The organism is Chitinophaga barathri (assembly GCF_003807585.1).
Classification (GTDB): domain Bacteria; phylum Bacteroidota; class Bacteroidia; order Chitinophagales; family Chitinophagaceae; genus Chitinophaga; species Chitinophaga barathri.
This window is the reverse complement of sequence record NZ_RMBX01000011.1, coordinates 138,121-160,446: the sequence shown is the minus strand read 5'-3', so window position 1 is coordinate 160,446 and position 22,326 is coordinate 138,121. Positions and strand designations below refer to the sequence as shown.

Annotated in this window: 23 protein-coding genes; 4 read left to right on the top strand and 19 right to left on the bottom strand. The window is 53.3% G+C overall.

The window, feature by feature from the left end:
• The first annotated feature begins 4 nt into the window (after positions 1 to 4).
• Together EG028_RS19810 and EG028_RS19805 are read left to right on the top strand one after the other, a co-directional pair.
• Positions 5 to 1,510: an MFS transporter gene (locus tag EG028_RS19810; RefSeq protein WP_120518063.1), complete on the top strand. Its 1,506-nt coding sequence runs from the start codon at positions 5 to 7 to the stop codon at positions 1,508 to 1,510.
• A gap of 128 nt (positions 1,511 to 1,638) precedes the next feature.
• A complete protein-coding gene (locus EG028_RS19805; protein WP_120518062.1) occupies positions 1,639 to 2,871 on the top strand; it encodes a TlpA family protein disulfide reductase in 1,233 nt (410 codons plus the stop codon).
• Positions 2,872 to 2,874: 3 nt separating this feature from the next.
• Here the strand turns inward: EG028_RS19805 and EG028_RS19800 are convergent, their stop codons facing one another.
• Both EG028_RS19800 and EG028_RS19795 read right to left on the bottom strand, forming a co-directional pair.
• The gene (locus EG028_RS19800; RefSeq protein WP_120518061.1) at positions 2,875 to 3,849 is read right to left on the bottom strand and encodes a GSCFA domain-containing protein; all 975 of its coding nucleotides are present in this window, start codon (positions 3,847 to 3,849) and stop codon (positions 2,875 to 2,877) included.
• A 37-nt stretch (positions 3,850 to 3,886) separates the two neighbouring features.
• Positions 3,887 to 4,732 (bottom strand): hydroxymethylglutaryl-CoA lyase, encoded by an 846-nt coding sequence (locus EG028_RS19795; RefSeq protein WP_120518060.1) that lies wholly within the window; start codon positions 4,730 to 4,732, stop codon positions 3,887 to 3,889.
• A gap of 170 nt (positions 4,733 to 4,902) precedes the next feature.
• Here EG028_RS19795 and EG028_RS19790 point away from each other — a divergent pair, with 170 nt between their 5' ends.
• Positions 4,903 to 5,970 (top strand): PDDEXK nuclease domain-containing protein, encoded by a 1,068-nt coding sequence (locus EG028_RS19790; RefSeq protein ID WP_120518059.1) that lies wholly within the window; start codon positions 4,903 to 4,905, stop codon positions 5,968 to 5,970.
• On the opposite strand, the gene rlmB is transcribed toward EG028_RS19790, so the two are convergent.
• The 10 genes from rlmB to EG028_RS19740 form a co-directional block, all read right to left on the bottom strand.
• The gene (gene rlmB, locus EG028_RS19785) at positions 5,918 to 6,703 is read right to left on the bottom strand and encodes a 23S rRNA (guanosine(2251)-2'-O)-methyltransferase RlmB (protein WP_120518058.1); all 786 of its coding nucleotides are present in this window, start codon (positions 6,701 to 6,703) and stop codon (positions 5,918 to 5,920) included. The genes EG028_RS19790 and rlmB overlap by 53 nt on opposite strands.
• Positions 6,704 to 6,721: 18 nt before the next feature.
• A complete protein-coding gene (locus tag EG028_RS19780; RefSeq protein ID WP_120518057.1) occupies positions 6,722 to 7,279 on the bottom strand; it encodes an NUDIX domain-containing protein in 558 nt (185 codons plus the stop codon).
• Positions 7,280 to 7,671: 392 nt separating this feature from the next.
• Positions 7,672 to 8,112, bottom strand: coding sequence for a GNAT family N-acetyltransferase (locus EG028_RS19775; RefSeq protein WP_120518056.1), 441 nt, complete (start codon positions 8,110 to 8,112; stop codon positions 7,672 to 7,674).
• On the bottom strand, positions 8,099 to 9,034 hold the full coding sequence (locus tag EG028_RS27770; RefSeq protein ID WP_162946579.1) for a GNAT family N-acetyltransferase: 936 nt from the start codon (positions 9,032 to 9,034) through the stop codon (positions 8,099 to 8,101). The genes EG028_RS19775 and EG028_RS27770 overlap by 14 nt, the downstream gene beginning before the upstream one ends.
• Positions 9,021 to 9,929 (bottom strand): EamA family transporter, encoded by a 909-nt coding sequence (locus tag EG028_RS19765; protein WP_120518055.1) that lies wholly within the window; start codon positions 9,927 to 9,929, stop codon positions 9,021 to 9,023. The genes EG028_RS27770 and EG028_RS19765 overlap by 14 nt, the downstream gene beginning before the upstream one ends.
• A gap of 10 nt (positions 9,930 to 9,939) precedes the next feature.
• The gene (locus EG028_RS19760) at positions 9,940 to 10,371 is read right to left on the bottom strand and encodes a GNAT family N-acetyltransferase (protein ID WP_120518054.1); all 432 of its coding nucleotides are present in this window, start codon (positions 10,369 to 10,371) and stop codon (positions 9,940 to 9,942) included.
• A 76-nt stretch (positions 10,372 to 10,447) separates the two neighbouring features.
• Entirely contained in the window at positions 10,448 to 11,875 is a 1,428-nt protein-coding gene (locus tag EG028_RS19755) for a pyridoxal phosphate-dependent decarboxylase family protein (protein ID WP_120518053.1), read from the bottom strand.
• 142 nt (positions 11,876 to 12,017) lie between these two features.
• Positions 12,018 to 12,527: a methylated-DNA--[protein]-cysteine S-methyltransferase gene (locus EG028_RS19750; RefSeq protein WP_241559176.1), complete on the bottom strand. Its 510-nt coding sequence runs from the start codon at positions 12,525 to 12,527 to the stop codon at positions 12,018 to 12,020.
• A complete protein-coding gene (locus tag EG028_RS19745) occupies positions 12,487 to 13,383 on the bottom strand; it encodes a DNA-3-methyladenine glycosylase family protein (RefSeq protein ID WP_120518051.1) in 897 nt (298 codons plus the stop codon). The genes EG028_RS19750 and EG028_RS19745 overlap by 41 nt, the downstream gene beginning before the upstream one ends.
• Positions 13,380 to 13,853: a DinB family protein gene (locus EG028_RS19740; protein WP_120518050.1), complete on the bottom strand. Its 474-nt coding sequence runs from the start codon at positions 13,851 to 13,853 to the stop codon at positions 13,380 to 13,382. Before EG028_RS19740 ends, EG028_RS19745 begins: the two co-directional genes overlap by 4 nt.
• Before the next feature lie 98 nt (positions 13,854 to 13,951).
• Here EG028_RS19740 and EG028_RS19735 point away from each other — a divergent pair, with 98 nt between their 5' ends.
• Complete coding sequence (locus EG028_RS19735) at positions 13,952 to 15,364, top strand: aminotransferase-like domain-containing protein (RefSeq protein ID WP_120518049.1); 1,413 nt, start codon at positions 13,952 to 13,954, stop codon at positions 15,362 to 15,364.
• Between the two features lie 51 nt (positions 15,365 to 15,415).
• Here EG028_RS19735 and EG028_RS19730 read toward each other — a convergent pair whose 3' ends face one another.
• Genes EG028_RS19730 through EG028_RS19700 form a run of 7 tightly spaced genes read right to left on the bottom strand, consistent with a single transcriptional unit; the run spans position 15,416 to position 22,112 of the window.
• Complete coding sequence (locus EG028_RS19730) at positions 15,416 to 16,534, bottom strand: ABC transporter permease (protein WP_120518048.1); 1,119 nt, start codon at positions 16,532 to 16,534, stop codon at positions 15,416 to 15,418.
• Positions 16,534 to 17,640 carry an ABC transporter permease gene (locus tag EG028_RS19725; RefSeq protein WP_120518047.1) on the bottom strand — a complete coding sequence of 369 codons (1,107 nt, stop codon included), beginning with the start codon at positions 17,638 to 17,640 and terminating at the stop codon, positions 16,534 to 16,536. Before EG028_RS19725 ends, EG028_RS19730 begins: the two co-directional genes overlap by 1 nt.
• Positions 17,641 to 17,643: 3 nt before the next feature.
• Positions 17,644 to 18,375, bottom strand: coding sequence for an ABC transporter ATP-binding protein (locus EG028_RS19720; RefSeq protein ID WP_120518046.1), 732 nt, complete (start codon positions 18,373 to 18,375; stop codon positions 17,644 to 17,646).
• On the bottom strand, positions 18,372 to 19,286 hold the full coding sequence (locus EG028_RS19715) for an ABC transporter ATP-binding protein (RefSeq protein ID WP_120518045.1): 915 nt from the start codon (positions 19,284 to 19,286) through the stop codon (positions 18,372 to 18,374). Before EG028_RS19715 ends, EG028_RS19720 begins: the two co-directional genes overlap by 4 nt.
• Before the next feature lie 6 nt (positions 19,287 to 19,292).
• Positions 19,293 to 20,195, bottom strand: coding sequence for an HlyD family secretion protein (locus EG028_RS19710; RefSeq protein ID WP_120518044.1), 903 nt, complete (start codon positions 20,193 to 20,195; stop codon positions 19,293 to 19,295).
• A 2-nt stretch (positions 20,196 to 20,197) separates the two neighbouring features.
• A complete protein-coding gene (locus tag EG028_RS19705) occupies positions 20,198 to 21,454 on the bottom strand; it encodes a TolC family protein (RefSeq protein WP_120518043.1) in 1,257 nt (418 codons plus the stop codon).
• 49 nt (positions 21,455 to 21,503) lie between these two features.
• The gene (locus EG028_RS19700) at positions 21,504 to 22,112 is read right to left on the bottom strand and encodes a TetR/AcrR family transcriptional regulator (RefSeq protein ID WP_120518042.1); all 609 of its coding nucleotides are present in this window, start codon (positions 22,110 to 22,112) and stop codon (positions 21,504 to 21,506) included.
• Positions 22,113 to 22,326: the final 214 nt, after the last annotated feature.

Genomic DNA, 22,326 nt, shown 5'->3' with positions numbered 1-22,326 from the left:
CATTATGAGCTCAACGTCTGCAAAGCAGAGTATCTGGCAGGTGATATTCGCCTCTTCCGCCGGAACCCTGATAGAATGGTACGACTTCTACATTTTCGGCAGCCTTTCACTGATACTTGCCGAAAAATTTTTCCCTGACACAAACCCTACTCTCGGATACATTGCCACCCTGGCCACCTTTGCCGTAGGTTTTATTGTTCGTCCCTTCGGCGCCATCGTATTCGGCCGCCTGGGAGATATGGTGGGCCGGAAATACACTTTCCTGCTCACGCTGCTGATCATGGGCGGCTCCACCTTTGCCATCGGCCTCATCCCGAGTTATGCCACCATCGGCGTATTCGCACCCATACTTGTGCTTATCCTGCGCCTGGCGCAGGGGCTGGCGCTGGGCGGTGAATATGGCGGCGCGGCCACTTATGTGGCGGAGCACGCCCCGGCCAACCGCAGGGGGTATTATACCAGTTTTATTCAAACCACCGCCACCCTCGGCCTGTTCGTGTCCCTGGGCGTGATACTGGCCACCCGCCTGTCTATGAGCCCTGAGAAATTCAACGACTGGGGCTGGCGTATTCCCTTCTGGCTGAGCGTGTTCCTGGTGATGATGAGTTATTACATCCGCATCAAACTGCATGAGTCCCCGCTGTTCAGCAAACTGAAATCCGAAGGCAAAACCTCCAAGAACCCGCTTAAAGAGAGCTTTGGCAATAAAGAGAACCTCAAGCTGGTACTGCTCGCCCTCTTCGGCGCCGCCATGGGCCAGGGTGTGGTATGGTACACCGGGCAGTTCTACGCGCTTTCCTTTTTGCAGAACACGATGAAGATCGAGTTCATACAGTCCAATGTTATCATTGCGGTTGCATTGTTGTTCGGTACGCCTTTTTTTATATATTTCGGCGGATTGTCCGACAGGATCGGGCGTAAAAACATCATGATGGTGGGTATGTTCATCGCCGCCATCAGTTATTTCCCGATCTACAACGCCATGGACAAAACCGTGGACCTCTCCTCCAAACAGGAAGTCTCCGCCATGTACCGCGTAGAAGGCTCCGTAACGCCGGATTCGGATGGTAAACTGACGGAGAGCACGGCCAAGGTGCGCACGTATTCCGACAGTACCGTGGTGCGGGACGTGACAGTGACCAAAGCGGGCAAAACCACGCAGCATAAAGAGGTCAAAGTGGGCACCGGCACCATGATCTGGCTGATATTCCTGGTGTTTATCCAGGTGATATTCGTGACAATGGTATACGGCCCTATCGCGGCTTTCCTCGTAGAACTGTTCCCCACGCGGATCCGTTATACGTCCATGAGCCTGCCGTATCATATCGGCAACGGCGTGTTCGGCGGCCTGCTGCCGGCCATCGCCACCATGATGGTGCAGCGCACGGGCAATCACCTCGCGGGGCTGTTTTACCCGGTGTCCATCGCGATTATCTGTATGGTGATCGGTATGGTGTTCATCAAAGAGAAAAAAACAAAAGATGGCTACGCGGAAGAGCCGGAAGTATAATATTTGTCCTATATTTTTCTTTTATACCTACAATTGTGTTCATGAAGAAAAGACCGGTCCCCAGTGGCCGGTCTTTGTTTTTTTACCTGGTTAAATTTTGTATTTTGATGTGATCATAACCCTTCACCATGCGAAAACATGCTGCTCTTCTCTGCGCGATGACCCTTTGCGCCATCATATTGTTTTCCTGCGGCCCTCAACCGGCAACGCAGGAAGAGGCTACTGTCAAAGAAATCCCCTTGCAGGAATTCCCCCTCCTGCTCAAGCTAAAGTTTCTGGGCAAAACGGACGTTGATATCCGCGTATATGATTCATTTGACTTTAGCCAGTTCATGGATTCTAAAATCACGCTCAATGCGGATACCAGCGAGGTACTGCTCAGCGGCAAAATGCTGCGCCCGGGATTTATCGACCTGGATGTATCTTATCATTCCCTTCGTGCAGGCTGGCCCCTTAAGGTATACGTCGGCAGCGGCGACACGACATTCATAGAATATGATACCCGCACCTGGAAGGAGCGCCGTATTCACAATTCCCCGGTGGTCACCTCATCCTCCCCCATACAACGCGACTATAGTTACCTCCTGCATTTGCGGGACAGTGTATATACCGATTACATGAACCGTAAAGACAGCATCAAAAATGTATTCCTCCGCGTCATCGAAAAAGGGGATAAAACAGCCACCGATGCCATGGCGGAGAAGGTGCTGGAATACGATAAACAATTTAAGCTGACTTTTGGCGTCGTGGCACGGCTGTATGCCGCGAGCCGCCCGCCATCTATCATAACGCCCATCGCCATGATAGAAAATTATGTCCCGCGGAACGATCCTGAGTTTGCATTTTCCGTATACAAAGGCCTGCCTGACAGCATCCGGCAATCTCCCTACGGGGAATTGCTGAACGCCGCCCTCCTGAAAAACACCAGTGAACACGCCTCCGAAGATGCCGCCATAGGGACCAAACTGAACACGCTGTACGGGGAAACCACCGCCGGCCTCCCGGTGAACAAAGACAGCATCATCCACCATTCAGAATATACCCTGGTGGTGTTCTGGGCCACCTGGTGCGGCTCCTGCATCCAAAAAGTGCCTGAGCTGAACAAACTCCATGACCGGTTCCGGAAAAAAGGGCTGTCCATCATCGCCATTTCCATCGACAACACCCGTGATATCTGGCTGAAAGGCGTAAAAGAACATGATTATCCCGGTACGCAGGTATTTGAGAAAGAAGGCATACAGAACATCCAACAATACAATATCTTCTCCATTCCTTATTCTTTCCTGGTAAACAAAGAAGGCGTTATCACGAACGTAAACACGCCGCTGGATTCCATCAAAATGAAGCTGGAAGAAATGTAGTCCCTAACGCTTAAAATAAGCCAACTCTTCCTCCAGGTCCAGGTAAGGGTGCTGTTCTTTCAGCGCCTCGGCCTTGCGCGCACAGGCATCCAGGAACTGGCGGTGCTGGGGGCTGTCCGCGTTAAAGGGACGATGCTGCCGGGCGCGGAGCAGGTCGGAAACCTGTTTTTCCAGCTGCTGGGTGGAAGGCGTCATACAGGAATTTGTGAAATGTTCCCATACATACTGGATGGCCAGTTCGTTCGGATGTACCAGGTCTTCTTTGAAAAACCGGTAGTCGCGGAGATCGTCTATCACCAGTTCGTACGCCGGGAAATAATACAGGCGGCTGAACTTGTTCACCAGGTGATGCACGGCCTGTAAAAGGATCGCTTTGCTGAGGTTGTTCTCCACCACCCCATCCCTTGCATATCGCACGGGGCTTACGGTAAAGAGGATATTTACTTTGGCGTTCGAGAAAAAGAGGCGGTGCATCATATTGTCCAGCGCGGTAATGATCTCGTCCGCGGTGAGCAGCCTTTTGTAAAAGGCGGCTTCCGGCACTTTGTGGCAGTTGCCTACTATGCGGCTATTTTCTTTCAGCACGTACACATATGCGGAGCCGAGGGTGATAATGAGCCAGTCAGCTTCTTTGAGGCGTTTGGAGGCTTCTGCCTGCGCGTGGTTGATGTGGTCCAGCACTACCTGCTGTTGTGTGCCGGAGTAGCGGGAATGATGGTCCCAGCTGTGCCAGATGTCTTCGTGGAGGAAAAGGTCTGTGTCCGTATAGCGGCGGCCGTCCATATAGCTCTGCATGCTTTGCGCGATGCTGAGGGGATTAAAAAGGATGCCGTTGGGATTTACCTGTGCGTTGAATTTATGCTGCAGGAGGCGCGCCCCTATTTCTTCGGCGAAGCAGGAGCCGGAAAGCAGTATTTTGTCGGAATATTGCAATGAAGGCTCCAGCGGAGCTACCGGGAAGGTGAGGCGGAAATTCATGTTGCAAAAGTATTGAATTCGGGAGGGATTTGAGGGGTTAATGCCCGAACACTTTATCCGCCAAAGCCCCCGCCACTGCAAACCGCTCCATGTTCAGGGGAACAGGCAGGTTCCGCTGCCGGCAGAAATACACCAGGTTCTCCGTCGCAATATTCCCCACCAGGTCATCCTGCGCAAAGGGGCAGCCGCCGATGCCGCGCATGGCGCTGTCAAAACGCGTACAGCCGTTATCATACGCCGCCGAGATCTTTTCTTCCCACAGCTGCGGGGTGGAATGGAAATGCGCGCCGAATTCCGTTTCCGGGAATTTCGGCACCAGGTGGGAAAACAATTTGGCGATGCCCTTCGGCTCCGCCACGCCCACGGTATCCGCGAGTGAAATGATCGGGATGTTCAGCTCCGCAAAGCTGTTTGCCCAGTACAGCACCGTATCCGTACTGTAAGGGTCACCATAGGGATTACCAAAGCCCATGGATATATAGATCACCAGCTGTTTGTTGTTTTTGATGCACAGCTCCTGGATGGTCTGCACCTGCTCCATAGCCTCCGCGATGGTTTTATTCGTATTACGCAGCTGGAAGGTTTCAGAGATGGAAAAAGGGAAGCCGAGGTAAGAGATGGCGTCGTATCCCACTGCTTCTTCGGCCCCGCGTACATTGGCTACGATGGACAGCAGTTTGGTGGCGGAAGGTTTCAGGCCTTTCATCACTTCGGCGGTATCCGCCATCTGGGGCACGGCTTTGGGGGATACGAAGCTGCCAAAGTCCAGCGTATCGAAACCTACGTCCAGCAGGGCGTTGAGGTATCCGGTCTTTTCATCCGAGGGGATCTGGCGCGCCCATCCCTGCATGGCGTCACGCGGGCATTCAATGAATTTCAGCATAAGCTAAAGTAAGGAAAATATGTGCGCGGGCATGCAAGAATGATCCGGGCAAATTTGTCATCGATTCAAAATAATCTTTACATTCGCCCTCTCTATATTTAGCATTCCATTTAAGGGAATTTTTAAACCGCCTTTACGGCTAAATTGTTAACTCTGCGTCCTGCATTAATATGCAAAATAAACCTATTACAACAGGCCTGTTTAGGAGCATAAGCAAACTCATAGAAGAAAGTCGTTTTTCATTTGCAAAACAGGTCAATGAAACGATGAACACCTTGTATTGGCAAGTTGGTCTTTTGATCAGAAGGGAAGTATTAAAAAATACAAGGGCTGAGTACGGTAAAAATGTTACTGCCAATCTTGCCAGACAACTAACACTTGAATATGGAACAGGTTGGAGTTCCCAGCAATTACGGCATTGTATCCGCGTTGCGGAAGTCTTTCCCGATGATAAGATTTTCTCCGCAGTGCGGAGAGAATTGTCGTGGACGCATATTAAATCTGTAATTTATCTTGATAATGAGATCAAAAGAGAGTTTTACATTGAGCTTTGTAAAGTCGAAAACTGGTCATCCAGGCAACTGCAGGAAAGAATCAAGTCTATGCTTTTTGAGCGTACAGCTATTTCCAGAAAACCTCATGAAACAATTAAAGCTGAACTGGGGAAACTTAAAACAGCGAACACAATGTCACCCGATCTTGTATTCCGCGATCCCTACTTCCTGAGCTTTCTCGGCCTTTCCGATACTTATTCCGAAAAGGATCTCGAAAATGCCATACTAGCTGAATTACAGAAGTTTATCATTGAGCTGGGCAGCGATTTTGCATTTCTCGGAAGGCAAAAGCGCATAACAATCGATAAAACAGATTACTTTATTGATCTGCTTTTCTTTCATCGAAGGCTTCGGTGCCTGGTAGCAGTGGATTTAAAACTTGGCGATTTTGAAGCCAGTTACAAAGGCCAGATGGAATTATATCTTCGATATCTTGAAAAATACGAACAGGTAGAAGGTGAAAATGCTCCCATTGGCCTGATCTTATGCACAGGAAAAAGCGAGGAGCATATTGAACTTCTCCAGTTAAACAAGAGCAACATAAGGGTAGCTGACTATTTAACCGCCCTGCCCTCCAAAGAAATTTTGCAAAGAAAACTTCATAAGGCTATAGAAATCGCAAGTGCAAAGCTCATTTCCCCTCTACCACCTTCATCCGCTGCTTCATCGCTTCATACAGGATGATCCCTGCGGCTACGCTCACGTTAAACGACTCAAAACTGTTCTGCATGGGAATGTGGAACTGCTCGTCCGCCGCTTTCAGCAGGGCGGGGTACACGCCTTTGTCCTCCGAGCCCATGATCACGGCCACCGGCTCCAGCCAGGGCAGGTCAAAAAGCTGTTGGGGAGCCTCCATTTCGCTGGCCACGATCTTTATACCGTTCAGGTGCAGGGTATCTATGGCCTTCAGCAGGCTGTTCACCCGGCAGATGGCGATCTTTTCGAGGGCGCCGGCGGAGGATTTGATGGCTTCTTCGTTGAGGGCGGCAATGCCTTTATCGGGGATGATGATGGCCTGCGCACCGCAGCAAACGGCGCTGCGGGCAATGGCGCCTATATTACGGACGTCTGTAATGCCGTCCAGGATGAGAAAAAGCGGGGTCTCTCCCCTGTCCACCACGTGGGAGATCACGTCCTGGAGGTCCAGGTAGGCTACTTTGGCGGTTACGGCCACTATGCCCTGGTGATTGGCCTGGGTGAGGCTATTCAGCTTCTCCATGGGCACCAGGTTCACGGGGATACGTTGTTCGGTAGCCAGCTGGCGCAGCTGGGGAATAATGTCGCCGGTGGCGCTTTTCAGGAGAAATATACGCTCAATGGCCTTTCCGGCCTTCATGGCCTCCAGTATCGGCTGCCGGCCCACTATCAGGCTAGACTGCTTCGGTTTCGGCGGCGACGGTTTAAATCTGTTGTTCATCGCGGCAAAGATAACGCATCAAAGCTCCCCTTCCAGCATCATGAGCCTGATCTTTTGAATAGCGGCCAGGGAAAGGGAGTCCGTGATCCGGTGTTCCTTCACCATCTGGTAGGCTTCCATAAAGGGCATTTTCTGTACAAACAGTTGTTCCGTTTCCTCCGGTTCCGCTTCGCCCTGCTCCAGGCCCCGCGCCAGGTATACGATCCCGGCTTCGTCGCTCACGGAGTTGCTGAGGTGCATATGGACGATGGGCTGCCACTGGCGGGCGGTAAGACCGGTTTCTTCCAGCAGTTCCCGTTTGGCGGACTCCAGCGGATCCTTGCCCAGCGGGCCGCCCCCTTCGGGAATCTCCCAGCTGAAGGCGTCTATGGCCAGGCGGAACTGGCCTACGAGGTAGGTGTTATTTTCCTCATCCAGCGCTATCACGCCAATGGCCAGGTTCTTAAAATGCACGACGCCATAAATGCCGCGCCCGCCGGAGGGATTGATCACCTGGTGTTCCGTCAGCCTGATCCAGCTGTTATCGTAGGGCACTGTCGATTCCAGTATCTGCCATGGGTTCTGTTGCGTTTCCATGCCGCAAAGAAAAGATAAAACAGCGGTAGATGGAAGCTGGGAGGAGGATAGCAAGGGACATTCAAAACATTCTGACCGGCAAAACGCTTTCCTCCGGGGAGGAAAGCAGGCCACTGCATAACTTTACAAGCCATGAAAATGATGTTATTTTGCCTTTTACCTGAAAACTATGTCACAACAACCATAAAACAGCTTGGAAGCAGCCATGGTAGATATAGGATAGTTATAGGCAAGGTGGACATGAGGTGGAGATGAGGCGGACTTGATCTGGAGTAAATCCGGGTAATATCCTATCAGCATCACTGAGCGGGAAAAATTTCAGATGGGGCACTGCTCAAAAAAAAGAGGCGCCCCGACGCGCCTCTGTGAGGTTTACATTGTATAGCTAATGGTTAAATGGAGAGATAATAATAATAAAATTCTTCATCCAGCTTCCAGCCTTTGGATTCATAGAGGGCGCGGGCTTTGGCATTGTCGATGTGCGTTTGCAGCATCAGGTAACGCGCGTCCGTGGCTTTACCCAGTTCCTGCGAAGCGTCCAGCAGGCCACTGGCTACGCCTTTGCGGCGATGATCCTCCGATACGTACAGGTCGTTCAGTATCCAGGCCTTTTTCATACCGATGGACGAAAACACCGGGTACAGCTGCGTGAACCCGATCATTTCGCCTTCTTCTTCCGCCACATAGATCACGCTTTCATTCTGTACCAGGCGTTCGGCCAGGTATTGCTCCGCTCCTTCAATGTCTGTCTGCTGTTCGTAATGCTGCCGGTAGAGGTCGAATAGTACCGCCAGCTGTGGTAAATGGTCCGTTGTGGCTTTAGTAATTTGCATGTACAGGGAATATTTGTGTGAGATGATGTTCTACATGACGCAGGTAATCTTCCGCGATATACCGCAGGGTTACCGGCGCGTTGGGGCCTACGGCCAGGATGTGATGTAAGGCGTCTTCGGAAATGAGCGGCAGCACCCGCACAATGTGCAGGTTCAGCGCCTTCCATATCTGCACCAGCTCCTGCCAGTCTTCCTCCTGGTAACGGCGCGTGTCCACCCAGAAATCCTGGTTATAACCGGGCGTCTCCAGGTACTCCGCCTGCTGCCCGCGGATGAAACGGGGATAATTGTTCATCGCTGAATCCACCAGGTGGCCCAGCACTTCCTTGCGGCTCCATTTGTCCGCGGCAGGGCGGATGCCCGCTTCTTCGTCCGTATACCGCAGCAGTTTTTCTTCGGTGGCCAGTACCGTTTGCACGAGCTGTCGGCTCAGGCCGGCCAGCGGCGGCTCTTTCAGGTCTATCGTCATTTTGATGTCGCAACGTTTGTACCCGCCTGCCTCCAGCTCCGCCTCTTCGAAGCCCAGCTTGTGATACATCGTGATGGCCGGTGTCAGTTTGCGGCTGGAGTACAGCACCATCTTTTTGTAACCCGCCGCGGCGGCGCGTTCTATGATCGTTTTACCGAGCAGCCAGCCTAGTTTCCTGCCCTGGAATTCTTCGTCCACTCCCATCTTCGTCATCTCCACCGTGTCCGCATCCAGCGGGCGGTAAGCCACTGTGCCGGCAACACGGCTGCCCAGGGCTACAAAAATAATATCTCCGCCGGGAGCGATGATGTGCTCTTCGGGATGCTCCAGCACGTCAATATCCACCGGTTCCAGCACAAAATACTTTTCGATCCAGGTTTTATTGAGTTGCCCGAAATCTTTCCGGTAAGCGGGATGCCAGCTAAGCACCCGGGGCTCGTTAAGTGCGTTCATAACTTTTTTGCTTGTTAAATGCTTTGTTCACGATATATACGCCCAGCAGCGTCACCATACAGCTCACGCCCATCGTCCAGTTGAGTTTTTCGCTGAGTATCAGCCAGCCAAGGATCACCGCTACGACGGGATTGATGTATGCGTATACGGATACCAGCGAAGGCGGCAGGTTGTTCAGCGCGAATACGTACGCGGAGTAGCTCAGCAGCGAACCGATGAACACGAGGTACAACAGGCTTCCCCACAGCTCCCCGGTAAAGTTACCGATATTCAGGTCTTGGCCCATCAGCGCCGCGATGATCAGCATCACAATACCGCTGAACAACATCTGGTAACCCGCGCCATACAGGTAGTTGATGCCCAGCGCCCACTTGGCCGTGAGCACGGAGCCCAGCGCCCAGAACACACAGGCGGCGGTGATCAGCAGCACGCCGAACCGGTACTCCGGCTCCATGAGGTGGGCCAGGTTGTCGTAAAAGATGCCGCCGATGCCCAGCAGGCCAATGAGCATGCCGGCGATCAGCTGCCAGGATATCTTTGTGCGTTGTACTAAAAAGAAACTGAAAATGGTGACCCAGATAGGCACAGTGGCCGCGATGATAGCGCCCAGCCCGCTCGGGATGTATTGCATGGCCCAGGTCATGAGCCCGTTGCTGCCGCAAAGCATGATCACGCCTATTACAAAAAGACGGCTCAGCACGGGCGTTTCCGGGAGCTTATATCCCTTCAGCAGGAAAAACGCCGTGAGGATAAACCCCGCACTGGTCTGCCTCAGCCCCGCCAGCATCATGCCGTGCATGTGCTGTACGCCTATCCTGGCGGCAAGATAGGTAGTGCCCCAGAATATACTCACTATCACCAATGCCAGGTAGGCATTTGTATGTTGTTTTTTCATGATGGTCCGTTTAATCCGCGATCTTTTTGTTCATGTGAAACCCTTCGATAAAAAACCCTTCCCTGAAATAGAAGCGGTGCGCATCGCGGTTGATCACATAAGCATCCAGCAGGATGTGTTTGCAGCCCTCAGCCCGGCCTTTTTGGGTGATCCAGTCGCAAAGGATCTTTCCAATGCCTTTATTGCGGTGCGCCGCGTCGGTTACCACGTTGTCCATTTCGATATACTTACCGCAATAGAGTTTGGTATTGATCCAGAAGCCGCTCATACCGGTGACCGCGCCGTTTTCCAGCACCACTACCTGCCGGTAGCCGTTGCGGATCATATCCGGCAGCATGGTTTCATAATCGTTTTGTTGCAGCTTCGGGTTCAGTTGTTGTAACAGGAAGTACTGAGCCTTCATTTCTTCGTAGGAAATGAGCTCTTTCAGGTCGTATTGCATAATCCGTGTGTGTTAATGAATAGAAAAACGTGCAATGGGTAGAGACCCATCGCCGCTACTAATATCAACCTCTAAATCAATTATTTTCAATGATGGCAGACAGGTCTGAGATGTCGGCTGCCACGGTTTCTAGTTCGTTGATGACTTTATCTATGTCCTGTGCGGTGGTGCGCCAGTTCACCAGGGCGGCACGTACGCCGGGGGTGCCTTTGTACGTAGTCGGTGTCATGTTCACCACCCCTCGCTTGACGAGCTTTTGCAGGAACAGCGCGATATGGCCGGCCCGGTTCCGCTCTTCTGTTTCGAGGGTGAAGCACACCACGCACATCCTGACGGGCGCCAGCAGTTTAAAATGGCTGCTGCGGGAGATGGCTTCGCCGAGCTGCTGCGCCAGGCGGATGTTTTGCTCCACCAGGTCGCGGTACCCTTCGGCGCCGTAAGCTTTCAGGGAAAACCAGGCGGGCAGCGAGCGCAGTCTCCGGCTATTTTCGGGCGCGTAGTTGATAAAGTTAAAATTAGCTGCGGGGTCGCCCAGGTAGGCGGCGCCCGTGTTCTGGAACACGGCCAGCTGCAATTGCGGATGCCGTGTAAAGATCATCGCTGAATCGTAAGGCACGTTCAGCCATTTATGCGCATCGATGGTAATGCTGTCCGCATGTTCCCATCCGTTGAGCAGGTGCCTGTAGCGCGGACTTACGGCGGCAAACCCGCCAAAGGCCGCATCTACATGCAACCAGAATGTGTGTTCTTTCTTCAACTCCGCCAGTGCTGCGATGTCGTCAAAGTCAACCGTATTTACGGTTCCCGCGCTGGCGCTGAAAATGAAAGGCTGCCCGGGATGTTCGCTGATCCAGGCTTTGAGTGCATTGATATCTACCGCTTCCCGGCCCGGCAGGGTGGGCAGCAATACAAGGGCATTCCGGCCCAGCCCCAGCATAGACAACGCTTTGCTGATGCTGGAATGCGGCGTTGCCGCCAGTATTTTTACGTCTTTGATGGCCCCCACGCCCAGTTCCGCCACATTCACGCCCTGCTGTAGGCCCAGCCACTGCCTTGCGGCAGCCAGCCCCGTGAAATTGCTCATGGTGGCGCCGCTTACGAAGCAGCCCAGGAATTCTTCAGGAAGGGAAAAAAGCTGGCGGAGCAGTACAAGGGTTTCAGTTTCAACCTGGAAAGACACATCCGCGCGGTCCCCGGGGTTCATGTCCACCGTGCCGGCCAGCCAGTCTCCCGCAAGCGCTGCGGGCGTAACCCCGCCGGTCACAAAACCGAAATAACGCGGCCCCGCGTTGGCGGTAAGATGATCCCCAAAACGGTTATCGAACAGTTCCAGCGCGGACGCGGCTCCCATTCCCTTCTCCGGCAGCGTGGCCGGTGAAAAGGCGGGCAGTTGTCTGCTCACGGGCAGCTCGTTGATGCGGCTGAGAAAATCTCCGGCATAGTTGGCGGTCTGCTGTAAGAGGTCGTTCAACTGTAAGAGGTCCTCGCGGAATGTTGCATTCATGATACGGCGGTTTCGAGGTTGTGAATTGACGACCCAAAATTCAAACAAATCCCGAATAAAAAACAGATGCAGTTTTGTAAATTTTGACCAGATCAGATGGGTTGATCAAAAATAATGATCCCTGACGAATGCCGTTCGTCATTCAGAAAAGCAGGCCGCCCTTTTCATGATCAAGGAGCCATTGTTTACGCCACAGCCCTCCCGCGTATCCTGTGAGCACGCCACCGCTGCCGATTACACGGTGGCATGGTACCACTATGGCGAGCGCGTTTTTTCCATTGGTGGTTCCTACCGCGCGGATGCTTTTTATATTCCCTACCCTTTTGGCCAATGCGAGATAGGTAATAGTTTCACCAAAAGGAATGGTGAGCAGGTTGTGCCATACCAGCTGCTGAAAGGCCGTCCCGGGCTGTTGTATGGGGAAGTCAAACACCTTCCGCTCTTTGCGGAAATACTCTTCCAGCTGCCGTTTGGCTGTATATAAAAGAGGCGCCGCATTAGGTGTTGCAACATGTTCCTGCGTATCATTTTCGAAGAGCACGGCAGTGATATATTCCGTGGTACCGCGGATGCCTATACGCCCTACGGGGCTGTCCATAAAGATCAGCTGCTCATCCGTTGGTAAGGGAGCGCCAGCAGTAGAAGGTTGCATATGCAGCGTGTTGTTGCCAGTGTCGGGTAATGTGTTTCACCTCCGCCAGCGTGGGTTTGGCGGGCATGTTCAGTTGTGCTTTCAGTGCGTTGTGAAGGCCCGCGTCTTCCAGCGGCAGCGCCTGCGGGTGCTGCGCGAATTTCATCAGCACATAGTTCGCGCTCCAGGGCCCGATGCCTTTGATGGCCACCAGTGTATCCCTCGCTTCTTCGAAAGATAACGCCCTGATCTTTTCTTCGCTCAGCTCCCCTGCCGCCATCAGTTTCGCCACGCGGATAATGGCAGCCGCTTTGCTTTTGGAAAACTGCATGGCTATCAGATCTTCCGGCTGTATGGAAGCGATCACGGCGGGATGCGGGTACAGGTGATATGTATGCCCGCCTTCTTCCAGCACATACCCCAAAGCCTGTATCAGCCTTTGTTTCAGCGTATACGCAAACGCCAGGTTGATCTGCTGCCCGGTAATGGTCCAGGTGATGGTTTCAAACAGGTCCGGGATGCCGATGAGGCGCAGGCCTTTGTAATTGCGGGTAAGCGGGCCGAGTATTTTATCCTTTGCGGAAAAGGTATAAAACGGCGTCATATCACCGTCCAGGTGCAGCCATTGGGTGACGAAGCGGCGGATATGATCTTCGCCTTCTCCGGTCACTTCACCATACAATACCTCCGCGGCCAGCGAGGGTTTGCCGGCCTCCTGGCGGATGCGTACCAGCACGGGGCTGCCTTCCGGGGCGAGCAGCTTGTAAACGGCCCCATCCCGCACGGTATGCAGGCATTCGCGGTCGCTCCTGTTCAGGAACAGCCGGCATTCAGCAAAACTGAAATGTTCGTAATCCGTGATGGGCAGGCTGATCATTTAGGCGTGGTGTGTATCAGTTTAAACATGGTGAACAGGTGATGGCTTTCATGCAGTATCATCATTTCAATGAGGTCCGCCACGGAAAAACGGCCATATACCAGGTGCCTGCCGAAACGCCTGTAGGACTCCGGCGCCAGCGTGTTCACATACCGGATAAAATCCGCGCGGTCATCCTTGTATATCTCGATCAGTTCCCTGATGGGCAGCTGCCGGTATTGGGCAAACAGCGGGTCTTCCTCCCACTTGTACGGCGGGAACACCGGCTCTTCCTCTTCCAGCACCCGCTCGATGCGGCCTTTAAAAATACCATGAAAAACGGCGATATGCGCGGCATTGTCCAGCGCGGACCATTTACCGGGGATCTTTTCTTCTTTTAACTGTTCGTCCGGAATACCGCCGGTCATCTCTTCCAGCGAAAGATGCTGCGTCTGTAACCTTTGTATCACGCTAAAGGGCAAATTACTCATGGGTTTCCTTTTGGTTTAATGGGACATGAAATTATAAAATATAAAATAAACAGATTCCATTTTCGTAAATTTGACCATATCAGTACAAACCGGGTGACATGGATACATTATATATGCAGGTGGCAGACCGCCTCCAGGCAATGATTGAAAAAGAAGTGATCCGTATCGGGGACAAACTTCCCTCCGTGCGTTCCCTCAGCAAAGAGCAGGGCATCAGTATGAGCACCGTATTCCAGGCCTATTATCACCTGGAGAGCAAAGGATTTATAGAGCCAAGGCCCAAATCCGGCTATTACGTGTGTTTCAGCCCCCGCCGCCTGCCGGAGATGCCCAGCATCAGCAGGCCGGTGAAAAAGGCCACTGAAGTGAACGTGAGCGAGATGATCACCGAAGTGTTCAGCCACCATGCCGGCGAAGACCTGCTGCGTTTCTCCGTGGCCGCGCCCACGGAAGACCTGCTGCCTTCCGCCAAACTCAGCAAAAGTATGCTGGCCGCCATGCGCAATACCGGCGGCGGGCTCAATTACGAAAACCTCCAGGGAAACCTGAACCTGCGCCGCCAGATCGCCCGGCAAAGCCTGCAATGGGGCGGCAGCATCACGGAGCACGATATTGTGACCACCACCGGCTGCATGGACGCCCTCACCCTCTGCCTCTCCGCCACCACCCAGCCCGGGGACGTAATAGCCCTGGAAAGCCCCGCCTATTGCGGCACCTTCCAGCTGGCGGAAAGCCTGGGACTGAAAGTACTGGAAGTACCCACCAACCCCGTTTGCGGTGTGGACCTCGAGTACCTGGACAAGGCCATTCCAAAATTTAAGATCAAAGCCTGCGTATTCGTGACCAATTTCAGCAATCCCATCGGCTCCTGTATGCCGGACAAAAACAAACGGGAGCTGGTGAAGATTGTCAACAAATACGACATCCCGCTGATAGAGGACGATATCTATTCCGATATTTATTTCGGGAAGCTGCGCCCTTCCAGCTGCAAACAATACGACCGCAACGGCAACGTGCTGCTGTGCAATTCGTTTTCCAAATCCCTGGCCCCCGGTTACCGCGTGGGCTGGACCATCCCGGGCAAATACAAAGACCGCGTGCTGCGCCTCAAGCTGAACCACAGCGTGTCCAGCGCCACCCTGCCACAGGCCGCTATTGCGCATTTCCTGGAGAATGGCCGGTACGAACATCATATGCGCAACCTGCGCAAAATGCTGCATACGCAGTGCCTGCGTTACCAGCAGGCCATCGCGGATTATTTCCCGGAAGACACCTGTGTATCCCGCCCGCAGGGCGGTTATGTGCTCTGGCTGGAGCTGAACCAGTCCGTCAATACCATCGAGCTCTATGAACAGGCCTTGCGCCGTAAAGTGAGTTTTGCGCCGGGGCGTATCTTTTCTTTGCAGGACCGCTATAACAACTGCCTGCGGATCAGTTACGCCACTCCCTGGAGCAAACAGGTGGAAGACGGGCTGAAGCTGATAGGTAAGCTGGCGGCGCAGATGGGGTAAAAAAAAGCCGGGGCAGCGAATGCCCCGGCGTCTGTTACCTACAACTGTTTACTATACCGTTTTCCGGTAGTTCCATACCGCAATGCCGTTCAGCACTACGGCAAATACCAGCATTACGCCTAAATAATATCTTATATCCGCCCATCCGCTGCCCTTCAGCATCACCATCCTGATCACCTTCACGAAATAGGCTACGGGGTTAAATAACGTGATCTTCTGCGCCCATGGCGGCATACTTTCAATCGGTGTAAAAAGGCCGCTCATGAGGACAAAAATGATGAGGAAAAACCAGGTGATGAACATGCTCTGCTGCTGCGTGTCCGTAAAAGTAGAGATCAGCAGGCCAAGGCCCAGCATCACCAGCAGGTACACCGAAGCAAACAGGAACACCCAGCCGATATTGCCCACCACCGGCAGGTGAAACACCAGCTTGCCCACCGTAAGCCCGAACGCAAGCTCGAACAATGCGATGATCCAGAAAGGCAGCAGCTTGCCGGTGATAAAATGGATCTTCCTGATAGGCGTTACATTCAGCTGTTCTATCGTGCCCATTTCCTTTTCCTTCACAATGTTCATCCCGCTCAGGAATGCCCCGATCATTGTCACCAGCACGACCAGGATGCCCGGCACCATAAAGTATTTGTAATTCATGTCGGGATTATACCAATAGCGGTAGCTCACGTCGAAGTGGGCGGGAGCGTCGTCCTCGTCCAGCGCCAGCCAGTCCAGGCGGATGCGGCGGTTGAAGTCGTTGATGATACTGCTGGCATAACCCGCTGCCAGACCCGCTTTGCTGCCGTTGATGGCGTTGACGAGCAATTGTACCCGCACTTCATTTTCGCGTACCAGGTCCCGTTCGAAATGGCGTGGAATGGTGAGGATCAGGTCCGCCCCGCCTGTTTCCAGGTCTTCCATGGCCTGGGCTGTGTTGGCGGATTGGTGGTAGAGTGAAAAATAACCGGAGGCGGTGAGTTTGTCGCGCAGCTGCCGGCTCCAGGTGCCGCCGTCATGATCCACCACGTCTATGCTCAGGTTTTTGATTTCATAGTTCGCGGCAAAAGCCAGCACCAGGAGCTGCACCACCGGCATCGCGAAGATGATGGGCAGCATGGACCTGTTGCGGAAGATCTGCAGGAATTCCTTTTGTAATATGAAAAAGATGGTACGCATCAGCTTAAACGGATTTTAAATTTGCGGATACTTACAGCCAGGAAAAACACCGTCATACCGCAGAGGATCGCCGTGGGCATCCATACCTGGCGCAGCCCCGCCCCTTTCAGCATCACGTCTTTCAGGATAATATTGAACCATTTCGCGGGCAGCACGTTCGCCACCACCTGTAAAGGTTTGGGCATACTTTCCAGCGGGAACACAAAGCCGGACAGCAGCACGGTGGGCAGCATCAGCCCCATCAGCGAGATCATCATGGCCGTCTGCTGACTGTTCGTCATGCTGGAGATCAGTATGCCCAGGGACAATGCAGTGAGGCCGAACAGGATACATTCCAGCAAAAGCAGCAGCAGGCTGCCTTTCACGGGCATGGCAAATACCCATGTCCCCATGGCGAGGATGATCAGTGAAATGATAAAGGACAATACGATATAAGGCACCACCTTCCCGGCTATGATCATCACGGGCTTCAGCGGCGATACGAGGAGTATTTCCATCGTGCCCAGTTCCTTTTCCCGGGTGATGGTGATGGAGGTCATCATGGCGGAAACCAGCATCAGGATGAGCGTCATCACGCCCGGCACGAAGAGGAACACGCCTTTGAGTGAAGGATTGTATACCATCTGTATTTCAGACCGGATGGTGAGCGGCAGTTTGATCTCGCCGGTGAGTTCCTGCTGATACTGGATGATCATAGCGTTCGCGTAATTGATGAGCGTGGTAGCGGTATTCGGGTCACTGGCGTCTGTGAGCAGCTGTACGGCGGCAACTTTTTCGTGTTCGAAGGAATGCGCAAAACGGCCCGGGATCACCACCACCAGTTTCACATCGCCCTGCCGGAAAGCAGGCCCGATTTCTTTGTAACTGCTGAGGTAACGGTTCACCTCAAAATACCGGGAAGCGGTCATTTTCCGCACCAGGCGCTGGCTGTAGCTGTCGCGGCTCTGGTCCAGCACGGCTATCTGCGCATGATGGATCTCATTAGTGATGGCGAAACCAAACAGGATGATCAGCACCAGCGGCATCCCGAAAAGGATCAGCAGGGTGCGTTTATCGCGGAAGATGTGGTAACATTCTTTTCTGACGAATACGAAAAACTGTTGCATGTATCAGGATTTGGCTCTTGCGAGTTGCAGGAACACATCGTTCATGGATTCCGCATTGAATTGTTTTTTCAGCCCGGCCGGCGTATCCAGCGCCTTGATCTTTCCATCTACCATGATGGAGATGCGGTTGCAGTACTCCGCTTCGTCCATGTAATGGGTGGTCACGAATATGGTGACGCCTTTATCGGCCGATTCATAGATCAGGTCCCAGAACTGACGGCGGGTGATCGGGTCCACCCCGCCCGTGGGCTCGTCCAGGAATACGATAGACGGGTCGTGCAGCAAGGCGATGGAGAAAGACAGCTTTTGTTTCCAGCCGAGGGGCAGCGAGCTGACGAGCTGTCTGGCCTCTTTTTCAAGCTGGAGGCGGTCGAGCAGTGCATGCGTTTTTTCTTTGATCTGCTGGTTGCTGAGGCCGTAGATACCGCCGTAGAACCGGATGTTTTCCTTTACCGTGAGGTCTTCGTAGAGGGAAAACTTCTGGCTCATATAACCGATGCGTTTTTTGATCTGCTCCGTCTGTGTGTAAATATCATACCCGGCCACCTTCGCTTCGCCGCTGCTGGGTTTCAGCAGGCCGCAGAGCATACGCATGGCGGTGGTTTTGCCCGCGCCGTTCGCACCGAGAAAACCGAATATCTCCCCCTGCCCCACTTCAAAAGTGATGGCATCGGTAGCGGTGAAGCTGCCGAACCGTTTGGTCAGGTCTTTTGTGACGATCGAGTAATTGTTCATGCCAGTTCATTTTGTTCCTGCATCAGCTGCATAAATGCGTCTTCGATGCCGGGCTTCGCCGGTTTGATCTCCAGCCCCTCATGCCCCAGCGGCGCGAGGTAGGCTTTAACATTTTCCAGTTCCGTGTTGACTGTTACGTGCAGGTATTCCCCGAACGCGTAGCAGCTGTATACCCCTTCAAAGGCCCGCAGGTCGCGGATGAGGCGGTACATATTGTCCGCTTTCATGGCCCATACCGGCATCCCGAAACCGGCCACGATATTGGCGGGTGTGTTGATCTGCATGATGGCGCCTTTTTGCATGAGGGCCACACGGTCGCAAAGGATGGCCTCGTCCATGTAAGGCGTGGATACGAGGATGGGAATGCCCTTTGTTTTAAGGCGCCGCAGCATGTCCCAGAATTCTTTCCTGGATACAGGGTCTACGCCGGTGGTGGGCTCATCCAGGAACAGCACTTTGGGTTTGTGCACCAATGCGCAGCACAGGGCGAGCTTTTGTTTCATGCCTCCGGAAAGCTTACCTGCCGGGCGTTTGGCAAAGGGCGCTATCTGTTCGTAAATATCTTTTATCAGGTCGTAGTTTTCTTCTACGGTGGTGTTGAAGATAGTGGCGAAGAAATTCAGGTTCTCTTCGATGGTGAGGTCCTGGTACAGAGAAAAACGTCCGGGCATATACCCTACTTCGCGGCGGATGGTGCGGTATTGTTTTACCACGTCCAGCCCGTTCACCGTGGCGTTCCCTTTATCCGCCAGCAGTAAGGTGGTGAGGATGCGGAAGAGCGTGCTTTTACCCGCGCCGTCAGGCCCGATGAGGCCGAACAGTTCCCCTTCGTTCACCGTGAACGAGATATCGTGCAGGGCCTTCAGGTCCCCGAAACTTTTGTGAATATGTTCAACTACGATAGGTAACATAACTGTTTATTTAGCGATCCTCATTTCTCCCGGCATCCCGATCTTCAGGCTGCCGTCGTTCTGCACGCGTACTTTCAGGGCGTATACCAGGTGCACCCTTTCTTCGCGCGTCTGTATGGTCTTGGGGGTGAATTCCGCTTCCGATGCGATCCAGCTCACGGTGCCGGGCAGGCTTTTCAGGGTGCCGTCCGGCTGGTCCAGCTGTACGTTCACCTGCTGGCCGGTTTTGATGCGGGAAAGCTGGTTTTCGCTGATGTATGCGCGGAGGTACATGGTTTGCAGGTCCGCGATCTTATACAGCGGTTTGCCATAGGTCACCACTTCGCCTTTCTCCACGTATTTGGTAAGCACGGTACCGTTCACAGGGTTCACCACCCTGGATTGCGCGAGCTGTTCCCTCACCTGCTCCACCTGTACCTGCAAAGGCTGCGTTTCGCTGGAGATGCCGGTCACCTGTGTATTGAGTGAAGACGCGGTGGAGGCATATTGTTTCTCCAGCACCGCGATGGCCGCGTTGATATCGTCCAGCTGTTTGGAGGTGGCGGCGTTGGCTTTGAAAAGATTTTCGATACGGGTCTTTTCTTTTTGCTGCGTGGCGATCTGCTGGCGGATGACGGCCAGTTGCGGGGAAACGTCCGGCTTTTTGCTGAGTACAGCCCTGATGTTCGCACCCAGCTGATCTTTGCGGAGCTTCAGCTGGATGGAATCGATGCCGCCTACGAGCGTGTTGGCGGCCAGCACAGCGCCTTCTTCCACGTCGAAGCTCAGCAGGCGGCCGGTGGCTTCGGCGGATACGATCACTTCGGTGGATTCAAAATTGCCGTAAGCGTCCGCCGCATCTTCGTTATCGGAGCAGGCGGTAAAACATAGGGCGGATACGAGGGCGAAGGAGAGGAATGTCGTTTGCATGTTTAATATCCTTTAATAACCTGGTAATGAATAGTTGCGTACACCCATTGAATTTCATGGGTCTTTTGCGTGATCACGGCCTGCGTTTCGGCAAAGAGGTCACTGAGATAATCGTGTACGGTGAGCACGCCATTATCCAGCTGCGCGGCGGATACGTCTTTTACTTTTGTGCGCAGCGATACGATCTCTTTATCCTTTACCATAGCGGAAGCCAGGGTGCTGATCTCGCCGGATTGCTGCAGCAGCTGCGATTTTGTCTGCAGGGTGAACGTTTCGGATTGTGATTGCACGGATTGTTCCTGCACCCGCAGGATGTCCCGCTCCGTGCGGTTGTAGCGCCAGTTCCAGAGCGTCCATTGCAGGCGCAGCCCGCCGATGTAGTAGAAATCGAACCGGTTGTCCAGCACGTTCAGGCCCGGCCTGCCGTAGCCGCCCTGCGCGAAGGCGCTGACTTTCGGGAGGCTTTTGGTGCCGGTGAGTTTCGATTGCTGGCGGAGTACATCCGTCTGCATCCGGTAGAGGTCCAGCTCGGGGCGTGAAATGTTCTGATCCAGGGCGCCGGCGGCCGCGGGCATTTGCAGGTTTTGCATATCGCGTACGTCCTTCCCCGTTAGCAGGCCGAGAATGTTGAGCGCGGTGGTTTTGCCGGTGGTTGCTTCTTCCAGCTGCTGCTCTGCTTTGAGCAGTTCGGCTTTCAGGATGTCCACCTGGCTGGCGAGCACGGTGCCGTTGTCCACACCGGCCTGGAGGCGTTCCCTGCGCTGACTGATCTCCTGTATCATCTGCTTCCGCGCAGTGATATGCTCATCCCAGAGGAGGGCATTAAAGAACACCTGCATCACCTGCTGGCGGAGTTTGTACATTTCCACTTCCACCTTTTGTTTTTCCGCCTGCTGCTGCACGAGCTGCAATTCGCGCTGGCCGGCCGTTGTACCGCCGTCGTAGATGACTTGTTTCACATCCAGGGTGGCGTTGTACTGGTCTTTGGGCAGCGTGGGGATATTTACGTTCGGGAGTTTGATGGGGATGCTCACCACTTCGGACTGATAGGTGGCTTTGCCGTTCAGTTCCACCTGTGGCAGGTAATTGGTCCTGATGTTGCGCAGCTGGAGGGCGGTGACCTGGTCTGTTACCTCCTGCTGCTTCAGCAGGGGATAATTCCGCCGGGCGGAAGCCCAGGCTGAATCCAGCGTAAAGGGCTGCTGCGCGGAAGCCTCAAGGCAGGCCATGAGCATAAGCAGCGAAAGGAACGGTTTCATAATTAACTCTTTTATTTAACTATCTGGTTAATTGCCGGGCAAAAAAATATCAGGGCTCCAGGGCATTGAGCACGAAGCTGCTGACAAAACTTTTTCTTTCTTCCATGAACGCGCTGAAACGGGCGGAGTCCATCTGGAACACGCCGGTGAGCAAGGGTTTGGCGACAAACGGGAATACGCACATGGAAATAATGCTGATCATGAGTTGCAGCGGATCTACTTTCCGGATGTTCCCTTTAGCGGATTCTTCCGCCAGCTCCATCATAAAAGCACGGAGGTTGGGGAACAGGGGGCCGTGCAGGAATTGCTGCACCATCCTTTCCGGGTTCTGATTGATCTCATGCAATACAAACAGCGGCAGGTAAGGATTTTCGCTGATGGACGTGATATAGTTGTCAATCGCGGCCACGATCTTTTCTTTCCAGGGCATATCCCCTGCAAAGATGGCGTTCACCCGGCCGAGCAGCATCTGCACGGCTTCGGCGAATACTATTTCGAAAAGTTTGTCTTTACTGCGGTAATAATAATGCAGCATCGCTTTGTTGATACCGGCCTCATCCGCGATATCCTGCATACGGGCGCCGCTGAGGCCCCGCTGCATGAATATTTTCCTGGCAGCTTCTATGATCTGTTGTTCGGTGGTATTGGTGGTCTGCATGTTAACTGGAACGTTTAACCATTTGGTTAATGCAAAGGTAAAGACAAAAGGATGGAAAGAGCAAGGGTTTGCAAAGAATAATTTTTAAACGTTGATTTTAAACCGGTTAAAGCCGAAACAAGACAGTATAAACACCGTGGGAGGCTCCGGAAATCCGCATATCCGGGCTATAAATGCCAGAAGCCGCATAAATACTATGCGGCTTCCAATGGGC